Source organism: Planctomicrobium aquicomposti, assembly GCF_051466325.1.
Classification (GTDB): Bacteria; Planctomycetota; Planctomycetia; order Planctomycetales; family Planctomycetaceae; genus Planctomicrobium.
This window is the reverse complement of the sequence record NZ_CP195792.1, coordinates 2,253,977-2,278,710: the sequence shown is the minus strand read 5'-3', so window position 1 is coordinate 2,278,710 and position 24,734 is coordinate 2,253,977. Positions and strand designations below refer to the sequence as shown.

Here is a 24,734-nt window from a genome sequence, read left to right as displayed (position 1 = left end):
GTTCCCGGACTGAGCAGATCCATTGCGAAGGGAGATTGGGGCGGGATGGCACTGATGAAACATGGATGACCAAGTAACCGGAGCGCAGTGGCTCCGAGCGAGTCCGTGTTTCATCAGCAGCGGGTTTCTTCGGGACCGTCCCTCACAGGCAGCAGTTCCGTTTTATGCACTGAGAAGTGCTTAGGCAGTCGGTGCTCCCTCCGATGTCACACCGCGTCTTTATGCTTTCTTTATCAATATTCCGTTTATCACGTTCAGGCGAGTATCGATGAGTGACCTGTCGGAAATGAGAGCTGTTCCGTCGGAATTGCCCCAGGGCCTGCCGCTTCAAAGAAGTGGGTATCAGGAAATGCCTGCAAGCATTCGGCACGCATTCGTTCTATTTGTGTTTTCATTTTTTATTTCAGCGCTTGCCGGTTGCAGGACGGAGAAGCCTACGGATCGACCGAACGTGGTTCCGACCACAGGGACGGTGACACTCAACGGGAAGCCTGTCTCTATGGCTGAGGTCACATTCATGAATATGGAAGCCCAGCGGACGGGTTTCGGGATGACCGATGAGAACGGAAACTTCTTTTTAACAACCTTTGAGAATGCTGACGGCGTGGTCCCCGGCGAACAGGCAGTTGCGATTCGGCGAGTCGATATTATCGACAAGACGCCAGAAAACGCAAAAGCTTCAGGCGGTGAGAATGGTGATGGCCGCCGCGTTGAGGTCAAATGGATCATTCCCGAGAAGTATTCCAGCTTCCAGAAATCCGGCTTAACGGTTTCGGTCAGGGAAGGCCAGGAAAATCATTTCCGGTTTGAACTCCCATAATGCCGGTTGCAGTATTTCTACCGGGAAGTTCCGAAGGTCGAGGCGGGAGAGTACTACCTCACCATGCTCGATCTGATCGTCATCGCGCTGCGAACAGATATGACCCGGGGCGTCACGTACATGAGCGGACTGGAAGGGGGCGGGCTGGCGATCCCGGAGATCGGCGTTACTCAGCATCGCCACGTGTTGTCTCACCACAACTTCGATCCCGAAGTCCTCACCAAGACTGACGAGTTCTTCATGAAGCAATTCTCCTACTTCCTCGACAAACTGAAGGCCACAGCCGACCAGGGTGAGCCCTTGCTCGACAGCACGATGGTGCGGATTGGAAGCGGAATGAGCTACGGCCATAGCCACTCGACCGTCAACCTGCCCATCGTTCTCGCGGGTGGCCGCGGATTGGGAATCAAGCACAGGCAACATGTCGACTACAACTCTGCGGTCACGAAGAAAGGCGACGACCTGACAATGGACGAATGGCGGGCTCTCTGCTCCAGGCCGAAGGATGAAAAGGCCCATCTGAGCAATCTGCTGTTGACCATGATGCAGAAGATGGATGTGCCGGCAGAGAAGTTCATGGACAGTCTCGGTCCAATCTCGGAGATCGTTTGACGGAGCAGGGGAGCAGCTCTCCCCACAGTGTCGATTTGGTTTCTTGTGAAGTTCCAGCAGATTGAGTTCGAATGATGCGCGTGCCGACTTGCCTGTTGCTGTTGTTGGTCACCGGAACCTGTTTCGGTGCCGACGCCCCGCAACCGAAGGTGGATGAACGTTTTCCTTACCGGACGAACTTTTCCAACGAGCATCTCCCCTGGTATCAGCTGCAACGGGGAGTCTTTCCACCCTCTCACGCCGAGAACCGCGTGAGCGGCGAGTTGCTGGAGTTTAATCAATTGCAGCGTTCCGGAAAGTTTCGGAGGGTGCCGACTGGAGAAGTGGTCGAGTTCCGGATGCTGCCATTCGGAATTGCGAACTACCTCGGTTCTGAAACTGAACTTCGCCATCTGCCGCTGGGGACCCGCTTCCTGTTCTACACCTACCCCGATGAATCGGGTGAGTTCACGCTCGTCGGCAGTCTGCTGGATGACTACACCGCCGCTACGAGCCACAGCTGGACGTACCGTGTGGACGGTGTCAATCCCGAGACCAAAGAGCTGACGATCACTCAGCAGAGCATTCCGAAAAAAACAGTCTCTGACAGAAGCAGCGTGCTGAAGGTTGCGGGTGATACGAAGCTGTGGAAGGGGCAGGGAGAGCCCGCCACATTCGAGGAGATCCAGCCGGGCATGGCGATCCTGTTCAACACACAGCCGCCAAAGTCGGGTGGCAGAGGACCCGCGGCAGAGATCTGGCTCGACGCGGAGAGTCAGGAATTCGCTACGACCCGGCAGAAGAAGATTCGTGCAGACTATCTCAAGGAACGTGGGATCGCCGGCTGGATCGACAGTACGACCGATACGCAGTTCACGGTGACCCTGTTCAATCGTGAGAATCAGGACCTGCTCAAGACCGGGTTTGCCGAAGGGGCGGAAGTGAAAGTGGCTGTCGCGGAAGAGACGCTGCAGACTGACCGACCGTGGATCGATGGGATGAACTGTCGGCTTGTCGAACGCCGGAAGGTCCCCGCCAACATGTATGCCCACTCAGGAGTGCAGCTTGTGCTGGAACCCCGTCTGATGCTGGAAGGCTTCCGCAAAGGAGGGGTCGTGCGCATCTATGGAGAGGGATGGGTGGGCCCATCGCTGCCGGAAGCGGAGCGGCTGTTCCCGTGATCTCCTTTCGAGCGAGGACGATCTGGCCGGTTGCTCAGCTTGCGCCGACGCGGGGGATCGTTGCTGCCCGGTACGAAAAAAAGCGGCAACCTGTCAGAGGGGTTGCCGCTCGATTTCAATTGCGCTTTATCCGAATTTCGTCCCTCAGCGAGGACTGCGCGAGAGCAGGACTTGTTCTCCACATTGGAGATGGGTCTTCATCGCTTCTTCGGCAGCCTGCGGATCGTTCCGGAGTACCGCTTCCGCGATGGCGAGATGCTCGTGGTAGGCCTGCTGGAGGCGCTGCGCGGTGGTGGACTGTGCCTGAAGAACTTCGCGATAGAGGAAATCGTAGACCGAGTTCAGAACCCGGAGCATCTGCCGGTTGCCATGAAATTCTGCCAGCATCCGGTGAAATTCAAAATCGATGGCGATCGTCCGCTCGACGTTGCCTTCGTCAGCGAGTTCCTTGTAATGGTCGACATTGGCTTCGAGCCGGGCACGCTGCTCCTCATTCAGCTTGCCGGCAATCTCCCGGACGATCAGCGTCTCGAGGGCGAACCGCATGTGGAACATCTCGAGGATGTCCTGAATGGAGGCGGTCGCAATGACGATCCCCTGACGGGATGCGATGGTTACGATCCGCTCAGCGGCCAGTCGAATGAGCGCTGCCCGAATGGGAGCTTTTCCCATTCCCAGTGTTTCCGACAGCATCCGTTCGGAAACCACGGAGCCCGGAGCGAATTCAAGGTTAAGAATTCGTCGGCGAATCTCCTGGTAAGCGAGTTCGGTCAAAGTTGTTTTCGACTGCAACGCGTTCATTCGTTCCTGCTCTTGGACGGGAAGTGTCGTCATCATTTGCGCCACTCCTGCATTTCTCTCAAAAAATTTCACTGATTGATGACAGCCTGCCTGCGCTGAAAATTCCCCGCCTTTACTGTCGCATGCGGCACTTACAGAGGGATTATAGTCATATGCGATTAATCGGCGACTCGCTTCTCACAGCTGCGGGTTTCACCGTGCCGCCGCATTCCGCATCACCCCATATCATTACTCTGCCAGCCACCGCCAATGTCCCCTCCGAAACGAATCAGAGTTTCTTTGCCAGTCGTAGAAAACTGACATGTCTGCCGGCGGTGTCAATGAGGATGCACTTTCAGTACCAATTGTGGATGCGCACGTCTGGAGTCGCAGGCCTGCGACAAAGGGAGACACCCCGAGAAGGGGCCTGGGAAGAGGCGCGGGAGTGAGCGCGCCCTACTTGTTGGGCTGATCCGCAGCAAGGAGACGAGGCAACCCCGCAATCAGCACCGGATCGACGCGAGAAGCTGCCCCAACTGCAGCATGCTGGATGAAGAGTTCCGAAATCTCTTCTCCGTCGGCAAACCCCAGTTCGGAAAGGTCGATTCCCACTCCGATGGCTCGGAATTTCCGTTGCGGACCTCGGGGCAGCACAGCCGCCGAACGTTCGGAGAGCTCTGCCAGCGAACGGATCTCAGTGGGATAAACGTGCAGCCAGAACGGCGTTACTTCCAGCGCTTCCGGGGAAGACATTGTCAGGTCAAATTTCCTGACCGTCAGACTTCTTAACCCGGAACGAAAGCGGATCGGCGTGACGTGAAACGGATCCCCTTCCGGGGGATTACTGAAGCTCTGGATTTCGAACAGCACAAGATCAGGCCCGGCAGAGTTGACGACCGGCGACTGGAAGCGAATGGCCAGCCCGGGTGTGGCTGACGGAATCTCATCGGGACCGGATGGGAGAACGGGATCGGTGGTCAATGGCTCGGCCTGGCCCCCGAAATTAATCAGTCCCGTATTGAGTTTGCGGTCCTCCAGCCAGCTTTGAGGGTTTGCAGGGCGTTCCTGGTTGCCGGCCAGGTGACCGTTCGGGGATGGTTCCGACTCGCCTCGGAAAGCAGTGACTGCGATCGGAATCAGATCGTCCGCAGAGTAGGAGTAGAGTCTCCCTCCCCGTTGCACATCCAGCCCCAGAAGCTCGTCCGCAGTCCCATCGGGAGCCCGACTGGCCTGATAGCTGACGAGCCGATCAGGAAGCTTTCGCCGATAGCTCTCCGGATTGAAACGAGTCGCCTCCGGGACCGGAACGTCGAGTCCCCCCAGTTTCAGTGCCTGACGATCCTGCAGCCTGATTCCTGCGCCGGGCAATGGGAGCGCGGCAACCGTACCGCCCGCTGGAGGGGAATCGACCAATGCGGTCGGATACAGGTCTGCCGCACCTTCGATCACGTGAACTTCCGTTTCCTGATTGTCCTGCACCTTCACGGAGAATCGAGTTCCCCTGTCGACCACTTCTGTCAACGGCGTCACAACCCGAAACCCTTCTGCTCCGGCGGGGGCGTGTACGGAGCAGACTCCGGTCTCCATGGCGAGGCAATCCTGATCCACAATCCGGAACATTGCCGGAGCTTCGAGAATGGCTGTCGCACCGGAAGGAAAGGTGAGCCGAATCAACCCCGCCTGCAGCATGTAGTCCTGCTGCGGTGTCAGCGGACTTCCGACGGGGGGGGTGGTGGTACCGAAAAAGCGTGCGTGCGACTCCTCTTCCAGGCGAACCGAAGGCAATCCCCTGGGCACGGCTACTCCGCTGGACGAGTTTTCGATCCCACGGGATTCAACGACTTGCAAAGAACCCGTTGGTCGACTGCTCCAGAGTCCCAGGGCCACAATTGCCATTATCACCGCACTCGCAGCGGCGAAAGTGGACTTCCATTTTCCAGATGAGACCGTCGCCGGACAGCGGAGCGGTTCCTCGAGTGGAATGTGATAGACCTCCCGTCGCAGCACCTCTTGCAGGGATGCGGATTGCAGCTGAAACTCGATAAATGCCTGTTGCCGGGACGGATCACGGGTGATTTCCTGCTCGAACGCCTCGAGTTCGTCCGGCTGCAGCTTGCCATCCTGATAGCGGATGGCTTGTTCCAGAAACTCCAGTCGTTCCAGTTCGTTCCGGAACTCATCAGGAATCGAAATCACGTCCTTCCCTCCCAGACTGCGAGCTGAGTCTGAACACATTCCCGCAGAGATTTGTGAATGCGGGCCAGCGCCTGATGAACGGTGGGGAGTTTGCGTCCCAACTCCTCCGCGACAGCAGTTCCGGAGCGTCCTTCAAAATAGCGGAGACGGAGAATCTCCCGATTGTTGACGGTCAATTTTTCAAGGCACTTCGCCAGCAGTTCCTGACGCTCACGAACCTGCCCTCGCCAGGTGTCTGGCCACGCGGCCGACAGCGACTCCAGCATTTCCGGACTGAGACCATCGTATTTGCCTTCTCGGACCCTCAGCAACGAGATGGCACGGTTTCGTCCCGACAGCCGAGCCCAGTTGAGCAGGTGCTCGCGGGACTCGAATTCCTCCTCGCGTGTCAGACACTTCATGCAGATGTCCTGAAAGACATCTTCGGCGAGGTGGTAGCTGCGCGTAATCATCGCCACAAACGCCGTCAGTGACAGGCGTTCTTCGAGCAAGGCGGCGGTAGCGGCTTCTCGCGAGAGCATGAAATTTTGCCTCTGAAAGAGATTACGCAGCAGGGTCCGTCAACTCGACATTCAATACGGATCTATTTTGGGTAAACCGCGACGATTTGCGCGGCAACTTGTGGTGTGCACAGATGTGCATTGCTCCGGCGCGGCTCTGCAGACAGGTCGCAATTTGTTGATCAATGGGCTGTCGAGTAAACAGAAGTTCCTGCGTAATATCGTCGAAGGTCCCCATGTTCATGTCAGCTGGGACAAAGGGCACCCACGTCACCCGTACAACACAGCGAGAAACCTGCTCGTATGCCGAAGTTCCATCTGTGGGGCCTGTTGCTGCTGGTCTCGATTCCGCAGGCATTCGGCGCGGAACCGGTCGCCATTGAGATCTTCGATAAAGGAATTGTGGATCACAATGTCTTCCCCGAGTCGCTGGACGCTCCTCAAGAAGCCTATTCCCATGATGCGTTCGCATTTTTCCGGCTCCCCACACGTTACATCTCAACCGGGGTTGCCGACGACCGCCCCCCAGTCACCGCCGTCAAGGCCACTGCGAGCATCGAACTGCCCGCGGGGCAGCATCAGTTCCTGGTTCGCTCGCTCGGATTATCGCGGCTCGAAATCGATGGTGAAGCGCTGGTGGAAACGCCCGCAATACCGAACCGGAGTTTCAATGATCTCGCCGGCATCGCAGATGAACGGCTTCTGAAAGACCCGGGCTTGCGGAACCGGGCACCCGGGATTTTTGAACGACTGGTCGACTTCACATCCCCCGGGGGGGAACATCAGATTCGGTTCACGTTTCTCGTCGGAGGGAAAACCCGCCGCGCGGAGATCAACGAGACAACCGTCAGTATCCGCCTGCAGGGCGAAAAAGAGTTCTATCTCCTCTCGCCGGCGTTGAAAGGGCATCCTTATTCCGATTCCGGGTGGTGGCGTTACTACCATTCCGAAAACGCAAAGCTGCAGAGGCTCGAAAAGCAGCGTCGTCAGGAAGCATTCGATACGGTGCAGGGCTACTGGCAGGAGAGACATACCTACGCTGCAGCCTGGGCGGCAGAGCATCCTGTTCCCAAACTGCCCACGTCGTCCGACGGCGCGGTGTCGATCGATCGAATTCTCGCAGCCCGTTCAGAATCGCAGTCTGCCGGGTCGCCCCAGGCGACGACTGACGTCAACACCGGGAACGCCGCACGCGAATTCGCAGCGGTGCGGACCCTGTTCGAGCAGCGCTGTGTCCGCTGCCATCGGGGGAAGGATGCAGAAGGGGATTTGCGGCTGGATGAGTGGGACTCGCTGAGCAAGGACCTTCCCGGCGGCGGAGTCGCGATTGTGGCCGGCAAACCCGAGCAGAGCGTTCTGCTGGAGCGGATCGCCAGTCGCGATGAGTCATTGAGAATGCCCCCGGCAGAAGGAGGCGAACCGCTCGCCGCCGGGGAGATTGAGCTGGTGCGGAACTGGATCGAACACGGAGCACAGCAACTTGAGCTCCCCGCAGTTGCCCGTCCGCGGACTGCAGCTCAACCGCTGACGGATCTGGAATTCCTGCGCAAGGTGTCACTCGATACGGTCGGAGTTGTTCCATCGATCGCCGAAATCCGGGAGTTCGAAGCCGCTCCGGCAGACCGGCGTCGCGAACTGGTGATTGATCGCCTGCTGGCTGATCCCCGTCACGCGGATCACTGGACCTCGTACTGGCAGAACGTTCTGGGTGAAAATCCGAACCTCATCAATCCGACGCTCAATAACACCGGGCCGTTCCGGTTCTGGATCTACGAGGCGCTGCACGACAACAAGCCGTTTGACCTGTTCGTCACCGAGCTGATCCGCATGGAAGGGGGTTACAACATTGGGGGCCCCAAGGGTTTTGAGATGGCATCGGGCGTCGATGTGCCGATGGCGGCCAAGGGGGTCGTGCTCACTTCCGCATTTCTGGGAATGACGACCAAGTGCGCCCGTTGTCACGACAGTCCGTTCCAGAAAACAACACAGCGTGAACTGTTCGAGCTGGCAGCCGCGCTGAAAGGGGCCCGGATTGAGGTCCCCGCCAGCAGCAGCGTTGATCTCGACGCTCTGACCAAAGGGGCCCGCAAGCCACTGATTCAGGTCTCGCTGAAGGTTGGTGAAAGGATTGACCCGGCGTGGCCCTTCAAGGATCTGGTCGATGCTCCTGCCCCGGAGTGGATGATTCCTCAGGATGCAAGCTGGCGCGACCAGGTCGCCGTGCAGATCACTCGCCCCGAGAACGAACGTTTTGCGCAGGTGATCGTCAACCGGGTCTGGAAGCGGCTGATGGGACGCGGCTTGGTGGAACCTGCTGAAGACTGGGAGCATGCTGTCATCGAAGATTCTCTGTTGCTCGACTGGATGGCACGCGAGTTCGTCAGCCGGAATTACGATGTGCAGTGGATTGAACGGACGATCCTCAACAGTGACGCCTATCAGCAGCGGGCGGTTCCCGCGCCGGAATTGGCGTCTGCCGTCACTCCTCCCTTGCGGATGCTTGAGCCGGCACAGATTGCGGACTCGTTGTCTTCGGCATTCGGGAAGTCGCTGACGGATGAGAGAATGAGCCTCGATCTCGATATCTCACGATCTCGCAATAATTCGGTCGATCTGGGGTATGTCCGGCGCTGCTGGCAGCTCGCAAATCTGACGAACGAGCGAGATCGTCCCGGCCTCACCTTGCCTGAAACTCAGCCATTGGTCGATCTGATTGAAGCCTTTGGCTGGCGCAGCGGGCGGGGAGACGGAATGACCCCCTGTGCTCCCGAAATTGCGGTCACGCAACCTGCAGCGATTGCCAACGGACTGTTTGTACAACGGATGGTCCGTATCACTCCGGGATCAACGCTGGAGCAGATGGCCTTGAAACAGCAGTCGCTGGACGAGCTGATTGACGAGTTGTTCCTGTCGCTGTTGACGCGAACGCCGACCGAGCTGGAGCGACAACAAGCGCGGGATCTGCTCGCTCCTCAATTCGACGACCGCGCCTGTGGAACCGGGCAGCCTTGTGAAATGCCCGCAGCCGGTCTTTCGCCGAGCTATGTCACCTGGTCAAATCATCTGGCCCCCGGGGCTGATGAGATTATTTTTGCAAAGAACCGACAGCTGCAGCAGGGGCCCGAGCCCTCCCCGTCGTTGCAGACTGATTGGCGCGAACGTCTGGAAGATCTGGCCTGGGCGATCATCAACGCTCCAGAGTTCATTTACTCGCCCTGATTCGCCGATCTCCTGTAGCCCCCCGGAAGACCACGATTTCCATTTGCTGTCGGAGTTCTCTCTTATGCAACGTCGTACATTTCTTCAGGCTTCCGCCTGGTTGGCCGCTGGCGGGATTGCAGCCCGGGGAGCGGCTGCAGCGGAGCTGCCGATCGCAATGGGAACAGCCGAGCACTGCCTGTTCCTCTGGCTGGGAGGGGGAATGGCCCAGATCGACACGTTCGATCCGAAGCAGCTGGGCGACATCCAGGAGAAGATTCCGGGCTCTTACTATCCCAGCATTTCGACAAGCGTTCCGGGAGTAGAGGTCTGCCAGCATCTCTCCCGCACCGCCCACCTGATGGAACATGTCACAGCGGTTCGGACCGTTCATCATGATGTGATTGATGAGCACGCTGCCGCCGTGCTGCGGGTCCACACGGGTCGCCCCACATCGGGAACCATCGAATATCCCTCGATTGGATCGATCGTCACGAGTGAACTTGGCCCGGCCGCAGACAAAATGCCGGGCTATGTTGTCCTCGGATATCCCAGCAGCTCACGCGGTGCCGGCTATCTGGGAACGAAGGGGGCTTATCTCTATGTCACCGATCACGAGAAGGGGCCGGCGGCCTTTCAACGCTCGCAGATGACTCGCGAAGGGCGTGAACAGCGTCGACGCGAATTGCTGTCGATGTTCCGCGCGGAGGCGGCGAACGCGAGTGCCGCACAGATTCAGGCATACGAGACGCTGATTGGTGAGAGCGAGCGATTGACGTCGGGGACCTTCATGGAAACCTTCGACCTCACGCGCGAATCCGACGATGTCCAGAATCTTTACGGACAGGGCTTCGGTCAACGCTGTCTGGTCGGTCGCCGACTGATCGAACGAGGGGTACGATTCGTCGAGATTTCTCACAATCTCAACTTCAGCAATGGAACCGGGTGGGACACCCACGGCAAGGGGCAGGAAAACCAGCATCTGCTGATCGAGGAACTCGATCAGGCGCTCGCTGCCCTGATTTCGGATCTGCAATCGCGGCGACTGCTCGACAAGACGTTAATCGTCGTAGGAACGGAATTCGGGCGGCCGGCAGAGTTCGACAGCAAAGGGGGACGAGGACACCACGGGAAGGCGTTCACTCTGGTCCTGGCCGGAGGGGGATTGAAACACTGCGGGGCCTATGGCGTCACCGACGAGAAAGCGATGGCGATTGTGGACGCCCCCGTCAGCATCCCGGATTTCCACGCGACAATTCTGGCATCGATGGGAATCAACCCCGCCAAGAGTGCGTTCGACTCGAGTAATCGTCCCGTTCCTCTCACGGATCACGGGACTGCGATCGCCTCCCTGTTCTGAGTGGCCTCCGGTCGAGCCCTGAAACGGGGCGAATCGAGTTGGGCAGGGGAGCGTCGCGCTACGCAGCCCTGAATCCTGAAGTTTCAGGAACTCCGTAACACTCCACAGCCAAACCGGTTACGATATGCCGCTGATGCCACAACGCAACGCGTTGGTATCAATCGATGCTTGCGCGCGCAATCTATCTGAGGAGTGACTGTCCCTCGGAACCGGTCATGGGAACAATGTTTCTTTCTCGACCGTCCCTTCCGCAGCGGATTGATGGCTGACATCCTTCGGACGGCCCGGGAAAGCCTGAAAACACTTGTCTCATCGGCATTTCGATATCTTCTACGGTTCCCATGAAGACGACGACTGACGAAACTTCTGCCGAAGCCCGTTCTTCCGAAACTCCGGACGACTACGAGACGTTTCTCCGCCACTTCACGCCCGTACAGCACCGCGTTCAGGTCTACGTGAGGGCGATGGTCTTTGACGGTTCGGCTGCCAATGACGTGTTTCAGGAAGCCTGTCTGGCGATGTGGAAGAACTATTCCACATTTGTTCGGCAGGGAGATTTTCAGAGCTGGGCGCTGGGAATTGCGCGCCTGCAGGTGCTGAAGTACTGGCGCACCCGCAAACGCGACCGACATATCTTTACTCTGCCGATGCTCGACAGCCTGACAGAACAGGCCCGTGATCTTGTCTCCGAGATTGACCCGCGTCAGGTTGCGCTCAATGCCTGTGTCAGCCAGTTGTCCCGCCGGCACAAAGGACTGATTCAAAATTTCTATGCTCAGGGACTTCCAGCGGAAGCCATCGCCGAAAGCTGGGATCGTTCTGTCCACGCTGTTTACAAGGCTCTCCGTGTGGTGCGGCAGTCGCTGCTTGAATGTGTCCAACAGAAACTTGCCAGAAAGCAGTGAGGCCACACATTCCATGAGCAAGCACTCTCAACATTATCTGCTCGATCTGGCAGCCAGCGTCATCGACGGGCACGCGACCGAGATTGAAGTGCACGAACTCGAAGAGATTCTGCAGTCCGGCGGCGAGGAATGTCGGCTCTTTCTGCAATACGCCTTTCTGAATGCCCAGCTCGGGCTGACTGACGATGTTCCCGGGGGCTGGCCCGGGACGGAAGAGATTCAGCGGGCTCTTGAGGCCGATGGGGACGCGAGCCGTCGTTCCCTGCGGAGCCGCGTTCCCCGATTCGCCCGTCGTGGAGTTCTTGTAGCTGGCCTAGCGGCGGCAGCCGGGTTGTTTCTGCGACCCTGGGGGGCCACGGCTTCCGGATCGGTCCGATTTGTTCGGAGCGTCGGTCCCCGCTTCGCAGCTGAGCCGGAACTTCCCCAGGGTAACCTGGTGGGGAAACGGTTCCAGCTTCTGGAAGGACTGGTCGAAATCGGTTTTGAAAGTTCGGCAGCTGCCGTGGTTGTGGAAGCTCCGGCCTCATTCAGCATTGTCGATGCGAAAACCCTGCATGTCGACAAGGGTCGGGTCTCCGCGCACGTGGTCGATGGCAAATCCGGTTTGCGGGTGCTGACACCCGAAATGAATGTGCTCGATCTGGGAACCCGTTTCGCCGTCGATGTGACCGAGAAGGGAGCATCCGAAGTTCATGTCTATGAGGGAAAGGTGGAAGCAGGGGATGCGGGGCTCACCCGTGCGAGCACACTGGTGCGTGCCAACGAAGCCTTCCGGATCAGTCGGGGACAGCGATTGCATAGTTGCGAGCTGCGGACCGGCACGTTCATTCAGCCGGAAGAAATTCTTCCACTCAAGCTGGGACTGCTGTCGGGACAGGCCCGAAGTGCCGATCTGGCGAGCTACCGAATTCAGGCAGATGCCGCACACCTGGTGACGATCAGCACCGCGCATCTGGAAACCTGTTCGTATTGCACCAACAACGGACCCCGCTCGGTCCAGGGACGTTTTCCCGGTCGGCAGGCCTTCGACTTTCTGAACCCCGACGACGCGATCCGGCTGAACTGGAAGCCGACTCTTCGCCAATTCACGATGATGACCTGGGTGCGGTTGAATCAGAGGCTGCAGGCAGAGGGGATGAGCTCTCTGTACCACACCGACGAATGGAATACGGTCGGGCAGGTCCACTGGATGATCGATAACGGGGGGACCATGCGATTTGCTATCCATGGCGGTCCGGGGGGACTGACCGGAACTAAACGCCCCCGCACTGCCCTGTGGGTGAACTCGGAACACTCGCTCCGAGATCAGCTGTCGCGATGGATCCATTTGGCGGTCACCTACAACGCCGAGACGCAGACAGCGCGGATGTATGTCGACGGCTTGCTCGATACGGAATCACGGCTGGAGAAATCACTGGATGCGGTTCTCGGTCCGGCCGAGATCGGGAACTGGCGGCCGATTGTTGAGCGAAAGCGGCGTCGGCTGTGCGGGCGAATGGACGAAATGGTCATCCTGGCCCGCGAGTTCGAGGGAAACGAAATTCGTTCCTATTTCCAGCAGAGCACCCCTTACCAGTAAGGGGCCGGGCACTCTCGCACGCACGGCGATCGCTATGCCGAGCCCTTCAGGTGTTGATCAAACCACGCAAACGCGTCAGCCTGCATGGCGAGATCAAATTTGTGTCCGCCGGCGTGAAAGAGACCACGATACTGCTCTGGAGCCCTCGCACGCCGGAAGACCTCTTTCAACATTTCGTCGGCCCGCTGCATCTCGGCAGGCGAATAGAGAGGATCCTCTGTGCAGCTGAGGACCATTGTTGCCAGCGGTGCGCGAAGTCCGAGAATTTCCGGGAAATCGAGATCATTCGGGAGCAGTGGAGCGTATGTCATCCATGTGTGGTTGACGCATTTATACAGCAGGAAGTCCTGCCACGTAGACATAAATCCCACAGCGATCGCACACCGCAGCCGGTCATCCATCCCACCGAGATACACCGTCCGCAGCCCGCCTCCGGACAAGCCCGCACAGCCGACCCGTGATGCGTCGACGTCCGGGCGGGCACAGAGGACATCGAGCGCCCGCTGATCTTCCGGCAGAAAGACTCCCGGGAAGGTCGTCCCGGCGCAGAGCAGGCTCTTTTCGATCATGTGCTCGTGCTCCCGGGCGAACTGATTGTACTTTACGATTCCGTCGAGATCATCGGGTTGAGGATCCTGAGCGTCCCGACGGATTCGTTGCTGCACATCCGCCACCCGGATCCTGCGGCTGCCGAAGGGGAAGACATCGTGAACGAGCACAACATAACCTCGTTTGGCGATCTCGTTGGCCCAGGCCACCCCTTCATAGCTTCGTTGCTGATGAATCTTCTGAATCGGCCAGGGCTGGTCGCTGTCAATCACGATTTTACGCCAGCCGAGAAACTTGTTCCCGCCATGGTCATGCAATCCGAGGATTCCGGGGAGTGGCTCTTTCGCGCCGGCCGGTTTCAGTAGCACTGCTTCCGTCCGAGGTCCACCAGGAAGCTGCCACGAGAGATGTTCAACCTGCAGTCCATCAAATTCGCTGTGGGAGTCGATCCGGACATCGGGCACGCCTCCCATACTCACGGGATTCAGCCGTTCGAGTGTCCGCTGCCGGGCGGCCTTGCGCCACTGTTCGAGGTCGGTCCACTTTCCGGACCGCAGGGAGAACGCGGCAGGACGGTCCTGCGGGACGAGGTTGCCCAACCACGATGCATACTCTCCCAGCACCGTCTGCTCCTCCACATTGGGAGGCTTGATCGCTGCGGGGGGAGTTCCCTGGGCGAGCAGCTTCGAGGAAGTGAGGTCAGAGCCATTCAGTAAAAAACCGCCCGCGGCGGCTGAAAGAGAGACTCCTTCAAGAAATGAACGACGGCTCAGCGCTTCAGCCTGGTGCATGATGATCCTCGGCGAAATGTCATGAGAGCAGGTTGCTCTTTCCACTCCCCGCGCAGCCAGCGTTCGTCTGGTGAAATGCCGACTTCCGCGTGACGAGAATGTCGCAATCAATCGTCAAAATGCTCTCGATTCGAACAGTTAAGCAGATCGAGGCTTCACGGTGCAATTGAAGGAACTCTTTATACGGATTTAGCAGGACTTGAACCTGCGGAGTGCTGACGGTGTTAGCGATCGGGCAGATAAATTTTCCACTTTTGCCCTTTTCAAGGCGGTCTTACCAGAGTCACGCTGTGCAACCGCGCCGGAGCCCGCGAGCGCAACAGGTTGAGCACTGGTTGAAACCCGTGCCATCGGGACTGCAGCAACACGAGGAGAGTGGATGTCGGTATCTCGGTCCAACGGAACAAAGATTCTCCTGCCCCGCTCCGGGCCGGACGAGTTCTGGAAGCTGATTCATGATCACTTCGCCGGTGATGACTCCAGACGCTGGAAATATCTGGCCATGCTGGCCCTGAGAGAAAATGCGGGGTGGCCGCTGGACCGCATCGGCAATGTGTTTGGGCATCCGAAAGGGCATGTCACCCGCTGTCTGTCGCGCATCAAACAAGAACTGCGGGAAGAATTTCAGGCCGCCCCGGAGTTTCTGGACCTGGATCACGATCTCGCCTGGGCGACAAATGAAGCCGCCCCGCACTTCACCGGCGCAGGAATGCTACCTGCGGCGGAACGCGTGTCGCAGCCGTAGTACGGACGATGCCCGCTCGGCGAGTTCAGCGCGACGGTTCCTGTCGCACCCGTCATTCGCTGAATCTCGATGACACACGAGCACCGTTTTCATTCTGATCCCCACGCCGCGCGACGTTCGCCTGACCAACAGCCATCACTCCCCCCGGGCGAGCTCACATCCATCAAACACCAGAGTGTTCTGGAAGGAAACTGTCATGCAATGGCAGCGTTTGGATTGTACTGAACTCAAACCTGCACCTTACAACCCGCGTCTGAAATTGAAGCCGGGAGATGCTGCGTGGAAAAAGCTGGAGCGCTCACTGGATGAGTTCGACCTGGTGCAGCCGATTGTGTGGAATCGCAGGACGGGACACGTTGTGGCGGGGCATCAGCGTCTGGCTGTGCTGAAAAGCCGTGGAGTGACTGAAGTCGATTGCGTCATTGTCGATCTCCCGCTGGAGAAGGAAAAGGCGCTCAACGTGACGCTGAATAACTCAGCGGTTGCCAGCGACTGGGATGCCGGATTGCTGATCGAGCTGATCAATGATCTGCAGAGCCTGCCCGATTTCGATACGACACTGACCGGCTTCGACGATCAGCAGCTCAAAGACATGCTGCTTGCTCCCGCATGGGAAGCGCCGAGCGGTCGGGAGAACGATTGCGAAGGAGATCCCGACGTAATGCAGGTCACGCTTGAATGTCCCGTGGATGACTGGCCTGACGTGCAACAGCACCTTGATGAACTTCTGGCCGAATTCCCCCAAGTCCGGCTGCACCTTCGTCGTGCGGCCTCCGGGTGATCTTCAATGGATCGGGACCTCCTTCTCCAAGCGCGAACTCTCAAGGAAGTTTGTCATGCGTCTGACTGTCGCACATCGCTTTTTGCCAAAATCCTCCACGTGTCGCAGTGCACAGGTCATGGACCACTTCGGTGTGGACTTCGAAGTGGGCGAACACGTTGTTGTCAAAGATCTCGAACTGCCCATCGAGCGGGGAGAAATTGTCCTGTTCGTGGGGGACAGCGGATCCGGGAAGTCGTCCCTGTTGTGGGGCACCGCAGCCGAGCTCCAGTCACGCGGGGATATTGTGCAGGTCATTGACGATGCCCCCCTGCCGCAGAAGGTCATTGTCGATCTGATTCCTCTGGAGCTGCAGCAATCACTGCAGCTGCTCACCCTGTGCGGTTTAGGGGAAGCGCAGCTCCTGCTGCGTACACCGCAGGAGCTCTCCGACGGACAGCGTTCGCGATTCCGGCTGGCACTGGCATTGGCCCGAAAGCCCGATTGGGTCGTTGTGGATGAGTTCACCTCCACGCTGGATCGCCAGCTCGCGGCTGTCATTGCTGCGAATTTACGAAGAATTTGCGACAGAACGGGGACCGGATTTCTGTGCGCGACCACACAGGTTGACATCGTTGCCGATCTGGATGCCAATTATGTCGTCCATTGCCCGCTCGACGGTTTGATTCAGGTGACGGCACGAGCCAACGTCCAGCCGTCTAAAAAAAAATGGGACTCGCCGGGGATCTCTGGATCTCCACCGCGTCCAAATCCGACTGGCCGTATTTCTCTCGGTGGCATTACCGCAGTCACCACCTCGGACTGATTCGGGGAGCCTTTCTTCTCTGGTGGCAGGAACAACCGATCGGGATCTGCATTTTCATCGCTCCTCCCAAATCGCTCTCTCTTCGCAACAAATACTTTGGTCGCAGTGGCAGATGGGAACGGACGCCGCTGCGAACGCTCAATTCCGAACTCGTCATGCTCTCCCGAGTGGTGATTCATCCCACGTTCCGTGGAGTGGGGATCTCTCACCACTTTGTCCGCCGTTGCTGCGAGCTGATGCCTTACCCCTGGATTGAAACGCTGACGGAGATGGGGCATTGCAACCCGTTCTTCGAGCGGGCGGGATTCGTCCGGGTGGGGATCTGTCACGGGAGAGAAAAGTCCCGAATCTCACACTCCCGAATCTACGGCAAGAGCCCTCAGCATGGTCAAAAAGTCCGCCTCCTCACCCCGGAAACGTTCCGCAAAAGCCGCTACGCGCAGCCGGTCTACTACATCTTCGACAACCGCGCACAAGCAGCGCTCCGCAAGACCGGCCAGTGAAACGACAGCGGCCCCCGTCTTGTTGTTCACGGGAGAGGCACCCCGCCTGAGTCGCGAGCAACAATCGCAGTATCTGCAGCTGCTCGCCCGGGGGGCTTCACCCGCCGCCGCATGCCTGCAACTGGGGATCAGTCCGCTGTCGGTCACCTCTCTGACTGAAGACGACGACTCCTTCCGCAGCTCACTGGCCGGCATTCAAAGATTGATGAGTGAGAATGTGGCGGCGGCACTCTACCGCGCCGCGATGGAGGGGAGCGTCGCCGCACAGACGTTTTATCTCAAGAACCAACCTCCACCGGAGTGGCCTGCCGCAGAGTGCGACGCGGCGACTCCGGGCATCGACGAACTGACAGATGATGAACTCATTGCCAAAATCAAGCAGGCTGCGCCTGAACTCCTTGCTGCAGATGGTGAACTCGCTGCGGCAACGACGCGCTCTCCGTGACCCGGAGTTTTTTCGCCAGCTCGTCTGCCTCCCAGAAGATCAACGGCAGAGACTCGCTTCCGTGTTACAGCAATGGCAGCTGCGTGACCTCGAAGCACTCGATCCCGCCTGGTGCGACCTCGCCGGCCGTCCGATGTCCAAGCCAGTCTCGGTGCGGAGGGCCTATATCGAGCGACCTCGAGGCCACTCGAAAACCACCGACATGGCTCTGCAGATCGGCTGGATTCTGCTCGCAGCCAGATCCCGGGTCAACGGGATTGCGGCCGCCGCCGACCGCGGTCAGGCCGGATTTCTTCGTGACTCTTTGCGAAGACTTGCCGAGGCCAATCGCTCTTTTTTCAGTCCGCTTTGTTTTCTCGAAGGACAGGTGCGGAACCAACTGACCGGAAGCTGGCTGGAAGTGATCTCTTCAGATGCCCGGAGTTCTTACGGAGCCCTCCCGGACTTTATCGTCTGTGACGAGTTGACGCACTGGAAGAAGGGAGATCTCTGGCACTCATTGCTCTCCTCCGCTGCCAAAAAGCCAAAGTGCGTCCTGACGATCCTCACCAACGCTGGCGTCGGGCGGGGCTGGCAATGGGACGTTAGGGAACATGCTCGAATCGATTCGGGCTGGCATTTCTCCTCATTGAATGGGCCGCACGCCCCGTGGATCACCGACGACACTCTGACCGAGCAACGGGAGATGCTCCCGGAGAGCGTGTTCGAGCGACTCTGGCTGAATCATTGGCAGCAATCGGAAGGGAGCTTTCTCACGCTTGCCGAAGTGGAAGCCTGCCGCGATCCGTCGAGACTGCAGGCGGAAGCGGGCCTCGCCGGGCGACAATACGTAGCAGCCGTCGATTATGCCGAAAAGCGGGACTACACCGCAGCCTGTATCTGTCATCGTGAAGCCGAGCTGATCGTGGTCGACCGGATGGACGTCGTGAAACCGACGAAATCCAGCCCGACCCGCGTCGACTGGGTCGAGAACTGGATGGAGCGGTCTGCCGCCACGTTCCCCTGCATCCGGTTCGTTGTGGATGAGTATCAACTGCTCGGGACAATTCAGCGCCTCGAATCACGCTATCCGGTTGAACGCTTTGCGTTCCGGGGGGGGACGGGGAACCATCGACTGGCGCTCTTGCTGCGACAGCTGATCGTGCATCAGCAGATTGCCTGGTATCCCGGTTGTGGAGCAGTCCCCGGCGAGCAGCGTGACGACCTGGAGACCGAACTCGCCTCGCTAATCCTCCGACAGCGGGAAGGTGGGCAAGTGCGGATTGACCACATTCAGGATGGGCTGCACCACGACGACCGGGCTTTCGCCCTGGGAGTCGCCTGTCTGAGTTTGCAGGAGCAGAGCCCCGGTCACGACTTTCTGGAGATCACGCCGTCCGTGCCATCCGGGTTCGACTGGTAGCCCGTTCAAGAGAGGGGCATCCGGGCTCTCTTCAGGCCGATGGATGGCCAGCGTGCTGCAGGAGCATGTCCAGTTTCGCACGAACTTCCATCAGGCTTGAAGGTCGTCCTGCTGACTCCTTGTGGAGACAACGCTGGAGCAATCCGAGCAGCTCTCGCGGAATTTGCCGCTCGGGGGGAATCGGCAGAGGAGGAGGCTGTTGTGACACCGTGGTTTGTCGCAGTGGATCTCACACAATATCCAAGCTCGGCGGTGGCATTGCTGCAGGCGAAGCGATGCCCCCCCGTCGCGTCTAGCAGACGCTCGTCCGCCTCGACGATCAGAAAGCTTTTTCTTCACCACGTTCCCAGGCAGCTTGGCGGCGTGCGACCCCGTGTGCGGTCTCGCTGCGCGCCTGCCGTGGCAACAGGGCATCCACGGCTGGAGTTCAGGAATCGATTCTTGAACCGCTCCGTAAAATTCATCGGCATCGTCTAGTCGATAACGTCGAGTCTGAGTGCTGTCAGACATCCTTCATCCAGTTCTCTGATGCGGGATAACACACCTGTCGGGCAGGACCATGTGTGATCTGACTCAGTGCGTCGGACAGGAGTTGAACCTGTAGTTGCCAGAGGCGGGTGGGTTACAGCCACCTGGGCTCGCCAATGCCCAGCCGACGCGTCAATTCGGCATCCCTGTCACATGCTTGCCAGGTGAACAGGCGACATGCTTCCTGATCTTGCAGGGACCGAAACTCAACGTTTCCGGCGTTTGACTCGTATGGGAATCGAACCCATCTCTCCGCCGTGAAAGAGCGGTGTCCTGACCAATAGACGAATGAGCCGTTACTGAAATGCAGGCCGCTCTGTTGCACTCTGTCATGAAACCGGAGAGACCACCAATAAGCAGGTGGTACTTTCCAGTGCCCATGCAGCCATCGGTGCGCTCGGTGAAATGCTGACTTGCGCGTGGCAAGGACGGCTGATGGTCATGCACAAAAAGCCCGATGTTCTGCTGACACCGGGCTCCGGAAGGCCTGTCTCGAACAGAACGTCGTCACACGTGCCGATACTCGCCCCGCAAGCCGAGACCGGACTGATTTCGTTCATATGCATCACGTAGCGGACGATGAACTCTGCGAGGAGACATTTCAGTAACCCTGAGGAAAGGTCTGGTTTTGCGAACGAGGAGGGCTCGCCGCGGTCTAACGCTGGAATTCATGATGAGACAGGAACGAAATAAAAGGGTTCGCAGAGTTGCTCACAAAGTGAAAAAACACTTTGGCGACTCTGTCACAAGATTCGGGGCTTGGGTGTTCGCCGAGCCCGGTCCACTCCGCGAGGTTCGCAGTGCCCGGCAATCGGGCTGCGCTGCGGCAGATGACCAAACGCGGAACGGGCAAGACTCATAGCACGCGTTTGGCGGTTTGCAGCATCACGGCGGCATTCGGCGGCGCGTGGTTGATCTGCGGGGCACCATCTGATGGCGTTGATGAGAAATCTCGCAGATCCACACTCTGACGGGGGAGAAGGTCTTCCCCGGGAGAGAATGCCGGAATCCCCCTCAGCTGCCGAAAGTCCGCTGGAAGCTCAGCCTGTTGAAGGGATGGGATCCGTTTTCTCACGGGATGATGCCGTTGATGAAGTTCACTCGATCGCTCGCTGGATTGTAAGCGTTGAGGCGACGCCCCTTCTGCCAGTGTCCAGTCGAGCACAACTGCCGGTTTGCCCGGCGGCTCAAGCACGATCCGTACGCTGTGGGAAGACTGTGCGGTAATCGCGAGTCGGACGACTCTCCGCTGTTCCTTATGGGATGACGTAATCATCTCCAGGGGCGAGGGTGCCAATAAGGTTCTGTTGCTGAGTGTCCATTCTGCAGTGAACCCTGTCGCGAGAAGCAGTCCTGCGATACAGGCTGATCGGAAAAACGTCGGCCTTCTACCCCACAAGGCCAGATGCCGTTGGAATTCCTCCACGTCATCAAAACGATTGTCAGGTTTGACCGACAGGGCCCGGCGACAAATTGCTGCAAGGAAGGGATCACTTCGTTTTTGCTTCTGCAGCAGGACAAACGATTGTTCCAGTCGGATTGCAACCGCATCGGCAGCCAATGGCTCCGAGTCCAGTGGCGCGTTGCCAGTCAACAAAAAGAAAAGAATTCCTCCCAGTCCGAACACATCTGTCCGTGCCGAAAGCCGGCAACAGCCCCCCGTTCGCTGTTCCGGAGACATGTAGCTCGTTGTCCCCGCAACAGCAAGAAGTTGAGTTTCAGTTGATTGGGCAAGCTCGGTGGCCAGCCCAAAGTCGATCAACCTGCAGGTCCCTTCGAGGGTGACCAGCACGTTCTCCGGTTTGAGATCAAGATGGAGAATACCGGAGCGATGGGCTGCCGCGACCCCGCTCGCAATCTCATTCATCAGTCGAACAATTCGTTGGCTCGATAACTTTCCGGTGCGGGAATATTCCGCCAGGGTCATTCCCGGAATGTATTCCAGCACCAGATAGGGGAAACCTGACTGCAGGCCACATTCATAAACCCGTGGGGTCCGGGGATGATTGATTCTTGCAAGCCAGGCCCCTTCCTCCAGCATTCGATTCAGGCTGGCGACGCTTTGAGGCTGGGCTGTCCGTCCCAGTTTGATCGCCACATCGCGGCGGAGACGTGAGTCATAAGCGTGATAGACAGTTCCCTGTCCCCCCTCGCTCAGGCGCCGGATCACCCGATAGTGGCGAATATATTCCGGATCATTCGTCGTCTCATCAGGATTGATTCGGCTCGTCAAGGAGTGCGGTGGATTACAGGGTGAAGACATCATGGAGCTCCTCACCCTGAGCAGCGCAAAATTCCTTCACCCGGTTCAAGACGCGCGAGCTGTTGATGTAGACCGCATTTTCCGAGATCCCCAGTGCCATGCTGAGTTCGGTTGCCGCGCGACGTTCGAGCATATGACCTGAAAAACAGAGCCACGTTCGTTCCCGGAACTGCTGTCTCACCGTTTGAAAAGCGGTCTGCAACATCCGCGCGCGCCACTCGCGATTCCACTCCTCCTCGCATGCAGGAAGTTTCTCCGCAGCAATATCCTCAGCGGCTTCCAGCGATCGCAACTGAGTTCGCTGACGGAGACGATCGTAGGCCTTATTCATCGTGACGCGACGCAGCCAGAGACGCAGCCCCCCCTTCTTGGAGTCATAAGTCCTGCCGGGAATCGCCCGCAGACACTGAATCAGGACCTCCTGAACCACGTCGTCGACATCGCTGCCGGCGACACCCGTACGACGGACAGTCGACTCAATCAGTGGAGCATAGGTTTCAACGAACTCCGGCCAGCGCTCCGAAGCGAGTCCCGTTCTCAGGTCGCGGAGCAAAGAAGCGCTCGTTGCGGTCATAGGCGAGTAGACTGCAGAAGATGAAGGGATGAAAATAAACCATTTCGGAGAGGCCGGGACAGCCTTCCTCGTTAGGGGGATGAGGCGCCAGCCGGCCAGCTTTTCGCAAAGATTACGAGAGGACGCCGTAGAATCTTTCAGTGAAGTGGCATTACACCTCACAGAATTCTGAAATGAATTGTTCTATAACGCCACAAGTTCCCCGACCCGCGTCTCTCGCCGCTGCGAATTGCTTCATTTTGAGGGAGCAGATTGCCCGCGCTGACCACGATGGGAAAATCGCCCCGATTCACTAAGCGTTAAAGTCGTTTCGGGGCTCCAGTAGGTTGGCCAAGACGGAGCCGATGAGCTGCCGGTTTCAATGAAGAAGTAGCGGATCCCCTAAAGCTGGTCCCGACTCCTTGATCACCAATTCATCCCGCGTGAGTCAGATTCGGGCAGGAGATCGTTTAGCTCGACGTGTGAGCGGCAGACGTCGTGAACATGGAAAATCCACGTGGCCCGAATGTGACAGGCACCCATTCAGCAACAAGCTCGCTCCCGGGTAACCCTGCAGGCTTAACGATGGACGGCTTGGCGCGGCCAAAAGGGACTGACCTCCTGCTGCGACCGTGTCGTCTCCATCACTGCGACGATCGGTGCATCACGTTCAGGCCATGATCCCCCGCCTCAACGCAGGTCACGCTTTCAGGCGACCTCAGAATCCGGCAGTTCAGAGGCGTCTTTTTTGGTATGGTGTCTGCGGCGGTGTTCCGCGCACAGACTCGCCGAACGTGTCACGCAGCGTCTTCATCACAGGCGCGTATTCATCCTGTCCTGACATATCGTTGAGTTCTTCAGGATCGAGTTGAAGATTAAACAGCTGTCGACCCTGCGTCCCTTCGTTCCATTCAATGTAGCGATAGTCTTCCATCGTCACTGCTCGTCCCATGATTGCCGAGTCTTGGCCAGGCCTAAGAATCTGGGTAAACGCGGGATGCGGCCAGTCCTTCTGCGGATCAGAGAGGAGCGGAACGAGGCTTTTTCCGGGAAGACTGCCGTCGAAATTCTGATTCGTCAGCTCCAGCAGCGTCGGAAAGATGTCGATTAACTGAACAACGCGTGGACAGGTCTGCCCCACTCCCGCAGACCCCGGCACGGAGATCAACAGCGGGACACGGCTGGAGGGATCGTAAAGAGTCCGTTTCTGCCACAATCCGTGTTCGCCAAGATGATAGCCGTGATCGCTTAACAGAATGATAATCGTGGACTCCGTCAGGTGCAGACGATCCACCGCATCGAGAATCCTCCCGACTTGAGCATCGACGAAACGAACGCAGGCGCGATACGCATGGAGTGCATGCTTGAGATTCGTTTCGGATAATCCGTAGTTCGGAGCCGGAACGTTATGCGGGATCGCTGCCGGAGGGATGGTGTCCCACTCCGCAGGCTTAAAACGCGGGAGTTGCAACGCTGCCGCGTCTTCAACGGAAAAATAGCTTTCGGGTGCCACGTAGGGGGTGTGGGGACGAAAGAAGCCGACTCCCAGAAAAAACGGCCGTTCGCCAAACAATCCCAGTAATCGAATGGCTTCAGAGGCGATGAGCCCGTCGGTCTGCTCCGCATCACTCCCCTTGGCCGCCAGCCAACTCAGAGCGGCACTGATCGGCCGAGACGGTGTCGGATTAATAATGTGTGGCTCGTCAATCACATCCCTCCCACGAGGATTGATCACCACATCCCAGGACGCGGCATCATCGAGACCGTTGGACCCGATCTGTGCGGGGACATCGTAGTGAAAAATCTTCCCCACCCGGCCACTTTCCCAGCCACGCTCCCGGAACTGTTGGGGAATTGTCTTGATGGCGGGGTGGCGGTCACGGAAGTGGGCACTCAGATCGTAGACTCCGAGAGCATCCGGATACTGTCCCGTCAGAAATGAAGCGCGGCTCGGATTGCAGAGGGGAATCTGACAGTAGGCCCGCTCGAAGAAGACGCTCCGTTTTGCCAATCGATCGAGATGGGGTGTTTCGAGACCGGCCGGTCGCGTGCGACCCAGCACATTTCCCAGATCGTCGATCGTGATGAACAGGATGTTCCAGCGTTGGGAAGCCGATGGAGTCGGAGATGTCGACTCCGCACCTTGGGTACCCGTAATGAAAGAGAAGACCGCAGCCAGAATCAGAAGAAAACGGTTCACAGGGGGCGACTTTCGAAAATCACCAATGGTGGATCTGATGGGGCATGCAGACGGCAGGA

20 protein-coding genes and 2 tRNA genes are annotated in these 24,734 nt (G+C 58.3%); 13 read left to right on the top strand and 9 right to left on the bottom strand.

Translation table 11 applies throughout. The features are described 5' to 3' along the window. The first annotated feature begins 268 nt into the window (after positions 1-268). From SH664x_RS08790 to SH664x_RS08780, 3 genes are all read left to right on the top strand, one after another. Positions 269-820, top strand: a complete 552-nt coding sequence (locus SH664x_RS08790; RefSeq protein ID WP_437206761.1) for a carboxypeptidase-like regulatory domain-containing protein — start codon at positions 269-271, stop codon at positions 818-820. A 6-nt stretch (positions 821-826) separates the two neighbouring features. After that, positions 827-1,432, top strand: a complete 606-nt coding sequence (locus SH664x_RS08785) for a DUF1552 domain-containing protein (protein WP_437206760.1) — start codon at positions 827-829, stop codon at positions 1,430-1,432. A 71-nt stretch (positions 1,433-1,503) separates the two neighbouring features. Further along, entirely contained in the window at positions 1,504-2,592 is a 1,089-nt protein-coding gene (locus tag SH664x_RS08780; protein ID WP_437206758.1) for a hypothetical protein, read from the top strand. A gap of 144 nt (positions 2,593-2,736) precedes the next feature. Here the strand turns inward: SH664x_RS08780 and SH664x_RS08775 are convergent, their stop codons facing one another. The 3 genes from SH664x_RS08775 to SH664x_RS08765 form a co-directional block, all read right to left on the bottom strand. Next, positions 2,737-3,429, bottom strand: coding sequence for a GntR family transcriptional regulator (locus SH664x_RS08775; protein ID WP_437206757.1), 693 nt, complete (start codon positions 3,427-3,429; stop codon positions 2,737-2,739). 399 nt (positions 3,430-3,828) lie between these two features. After that, positions 3,829-5,568, bottom strand: coding sequence for a FecR domain-containing protein (locus SH664x_RS08770; protein WP_437206755.1), 1,740 nt, complete (start codon positions 5,566-5,568; stop codon positions 3,829-3,831). Then, entirely contained in the window at positions 5,565-6,089 is a 525-nt protein-coding gene (locus SH664x_RS08765) for a sigma-70 family RNA polymerase sigma factor (protein WP_437206754.1), read from the bottom strand. Before SH664x_RS08765 ends, SH664x_RS08770 begins: the two co-directional genes overlap by 4 nt. Before the next feature lie 282 nt (positions 6,090-6,371). Here SH664x_RS08765 and SH664x_RS08760 point away from each other — a divergent pair, with 282 nt between their 5' ends. The 4 genes from SH664x_RS08760 to SH664x_RS08745 all read left to right on the top strand — a co-directional run bounded on the left by SH664x_RS08760 (position 6,372) and on the right by SH664x_RS08745 (position 13,110). Beyond that, the gene (locus SH664x_RS08760; protein WP_437206752.1) at positions 6,372-9,287 is read left to right on the top strand and encodes a DUF1553 domain-containing protein; all 2,916 of its coding nucleotides are present in this window, start codon (positions 6,372-6,374) and stop codon (positions 9,285-9,287) included. Between the two features lie 64 nt (positions 9,288-9,351). Next, positions 9,352-10,626 carry a DUF1501 domain-containing protein gene (locus SH664x_RS08755; protein ID WP_437206751.1) on the top strand — a complete coding sequence of 425 codons (1,275 nt, stop codon included), beginning with the start codon at positions 9,352-9,354 and terminating at the stop codon, positions 10,624-10,626. A 341-nt stretch (positions 10,627-10,967) separates the two neighbouring features. After that, positions 10,968-11,531 (top strand): sigma-70 family RNA polymerase sigma factor, encoded by a 564-nt coding sequence (locus tag SH664x_RS08750; protein WP_437206749.1) that lies wholly within the window; start codon positions 10,968-10,970, stop codon positions 11,529-11,531. A 13-nt stretch (positions 11,532-11,544) separates the two neighbouring features. After that, positions 11,545-13,110 (top strand): LamG-like jellyroll fold domain-containing protein, encoded by a 1,566-nt coding sequence (locus SH664x_RS08745; protein WP_437206747.1) that lies wholly within the window; start codon positions 11,545-11,547, stop codon positions 13,108-13,110. 32 nt (positions 13,111-13,142) lie between these two features. On the opposite strand, the gene SH664x_RS08740 is transcribed toward SH664x_RS08745, so the two are convergent. Then, on the bottom strand, positions 13,143-14,450 hold the full coding sequence (locus SH664x_RS08740) for a dienelactone hydrolase family protein (RefSeq protein ID WP_437206746.1): 1,308 nt from the start codon (positions 14,448-14,450) through the stop codon (positions 13,143-13,145). A 379-nt stretch (positions 14,451-14,829) separates the two neighbouring features. On the opposite strand from SH664x_RS08740, the gene SH664x_RS08735 reads away from it, so the two are divergent. The 6 genes from SH664x_RS08735 to SH664x_RS08710 all read left to right on the top strand — a co-directional run bounded on the left by SH664x_RS08735 (position 14,830) and on the right by SH664x_RS08710 (position 19,131). Further along, entirely contained in the window at positions 14,830-15,195 is a 366-nt protein-coding gene (locus SH664x_RS08735; protein ID WP_437206745.1) for a hypothetical protein, read from the top strand. 196 nt (positions 15,196-15,391) lie between these two features. Continuing rightward, on the top strand, positions 15,392-15,976 hold the full coding sequence (locus SH664x_RS08730; RefSeq protein ID WP_437206743.1) for a ParB N-terminal domain-containing protein: 585 nt from the start codon (positions 15,392-15,394) through the stop codon (positions 15,974-15,976). Between the two features lie 55 nt (positions 15,977-16,031). After that, on the top strand, positions 16,032-16,781 hold the full coding sequence (locus tag SH664x_RS08725) for an ATP-binding cassette domain-containing protein (RefSeq protein WP_437206742.1): 750 nt from the start codon (positions 16,032-16,034) through the stop codon (positions 16,779-16,781). After that, positions 16,685-17,284 (top strand): hypothetical protein, encoded by a 600-nt coding sequence (locus SH664x_RS08720; protein WP_437207286.1) that lies wholly within the window; start codon positions 16,685-16,687, stop codon positions 17,282-17,284. Before SH664x_RS08725 ends, SH664x_RS08720 begins: the two co-directional genes overlap by 97 nt. Positions 17,285-17,303: 19 nt before the next feature. Further along, the gene (locus tag SH664x_RS08715; RefSeq protein ID WP_437206740.1) at positions 17,304-17,729 is read left to right on the top strand and encodes a hypothetical protein; all 426 of its coding nucleotides are present in this window, start codon (positions 17,304-17,306) and stop codon (positions 17,727-17,729) included. Between the two features lie 61 nt (positions 17,730-17,790). After that, positions 17,791-19,131: a terminase large subunit domain-containing protein gene (locus tag SH664x_RS08710; RefSeq protein WP_437206739.1), complete on the top strand. Its 1,341-nt coding sequence runs from the start codon at positions 17,791-17,793 to the stop codon at positions 19,129-19,131. Between the two features lie 577 nt (positions 19,132-19,708). Here the strand turns inward: SH664x_RS08710 and SH664x_RS08705 are convergent. From SH664x_RS08705 to SH664x_RS08685, 5 genes are all read right to left on the bottom strand, one after another. Beyond that, positions 19,709-19,790, bottom strand: a tRNA-Tyr gene (locus SH664x_RS08705). 92 nt (positions 19,791-19,882) lie between these two features. Then, positions 19,883-19,954, bottom strand: a tRNA-Glu gene (locus SH664x_RS08700). Between the two features lie 561 nt (positions 19,955-20,515). Then, the gene (locus SH664x_RS08695; RefSeq protein WP_437206737.1) at positions 20,516-21,925 is read right to left on the bottom strand and encodes a serine/threonine-protein kinase; all 1,410 of its coding nucleotides are present in this window, start codon (positions 21,923-21,925) and stop codon (positions 20,516-20,518) included. Further along, on the bottom strand, positions 21,906-22,496 hold the full coding sequence (locus tag SH664x_RS08690) for a sigma-70 family RNA polymerase sigma factor (protein ID WP_437206736.1): 591 nt from the start codon (positions 22,494-22,496) through the stop codon (positions 21,906-21,908). The genes SH664x_RS08695 and SH664x_RS08690 overlap by 20 nt, the downstream gene beginning before the upstream one ends. A 712-nt stretch (positions 22,497-23,208) precedes the next feature. Then, complete coding sequence (locus SH664x_RS08685) at positions 23,209-24,675, bottom strand: sulfatase (RefSeq protein ID WP_437206735.1); 1,467 nt, start codon at positions 24,673-24,675, stop codon at positions 23,209-23,211. Positions 24,676-24,734: the final 59 nt, after the last annotated feature.

What these genes read in the sequence shown, in the direction of transcription:
- SH664x_RS08790 (WP_437206761.1), top strand. Translation starts at nt 269, where the DNA reads ATGAGTGACCTGTCGGAAATGAGAGCTGTTCCGTCGGAATTGCCCCAG.
- SH664x_RS08780 (WP_437206758.1), top strand. Translation starts at nt 1,504, where the DNA reads ATGATGCGCGTGCCGACTTGCCTGTTGCTGTTGTTGGTCACCGGAACC.
- SH664x_RS08775 (WP_437206757.1), bottom strand. Translation starts at nt 3,429, where the DNA reads ATGATGACGACACTTCCCGTCCAAGAGCAGGAACGAATGAACGCGTTG.
- SH664x_RS08765 (WP_437206754.1), bottom strand. Translation starts at nt 6,089, where the DNA reads ATGCTCTCGCGAGAAGCCGCTACCGCCGCCTTGCTCGAAGAACGCCTG.
- SH664x_RS08760 (WP_437206752.1), top strand. Translation starts at nt 6,372, where the DNA reads ATGCCGAAGTTCCATCTGTGGGGCCTGTTGCTGCTGGTCTCGATTCCG.
- SH664x_RS08755 (WP_437206751.1), top strand. Translation starts at nt 9,352, where the DNA reads ATGCAACGTCGTACATTTCTTCAGGCTTCCGCCTGGTTGGCCGCTGGC.
- SH664x_RS08750 (WP_437206749.1), top strand. Translation starts at nt 10,968, where the DNA reads ATGAAGACGACGACTGACGAAACTTCTGCCGAAGCCCGTTCTTCCGAA.
- SH664x_RS08745 (WP_437206747.1), top strand. Translation starts at nt 11,545, where the DNA reads ATGAGCAAGCACTCTCAACATTATCTGCTCGATCTGGCAGCCAGCGTC.
- SH664x_RS08740 (WP_437206746.1), bottom strand. Translation starts at nt 14,450, where the DNA reads ATGCACCAGGCTGAAGCGCTGAGCCGTCGTTCATTTCTTGAAGGAGTC.
- SH664x_RS08735 (WP_437206745.1), top strand. Translation starts at nt 14,830, where the DNA reads ATGTCGGTATCTCGGTCCAACGGAACAAAGATTCTCCTGCCCCGCTCC.
- SH664x_RS08730 (WP_437206743.1), top strand. Translation starts at nt 15,392, where the DNA reads ATGCAATGGCAGCGTTTGGATTGTACTGAACTCAAACCTGCACCTTAC.
- SH664x_RS08725 (WP_437206742.1), top strand. Translation starts at nt 16,032, where the DNA reads ATGCGTCTGACTGTCGCACATCGCTTTTTGCCAAAATCCTCCACGTGT.
- SH664x_RS08720 (WP_437207286.1), top strand. Translation starts at nt 16,685, where the DNA reads ATGGGACTCGCCGGGGATCTCTGGATCTCCACCGCGTCCAAATCCGAC.
- SH664x_RS08695 (WP_437206737.1), bottom strand. Translation starts at nt 21,925, where the DNA reads ATGATGTCTTCACCCTGTAATCCACCGCACTCCTTGACGAGCCGAATC.
- SH664x_RS08690 (WP_437206736.1), bottom strand. Translation starts at nt 22,496, where the DNA reads ATGACCGCAACGAGCGCTTCTTTGCTCCGCGACCTGAGAACGGGACTC.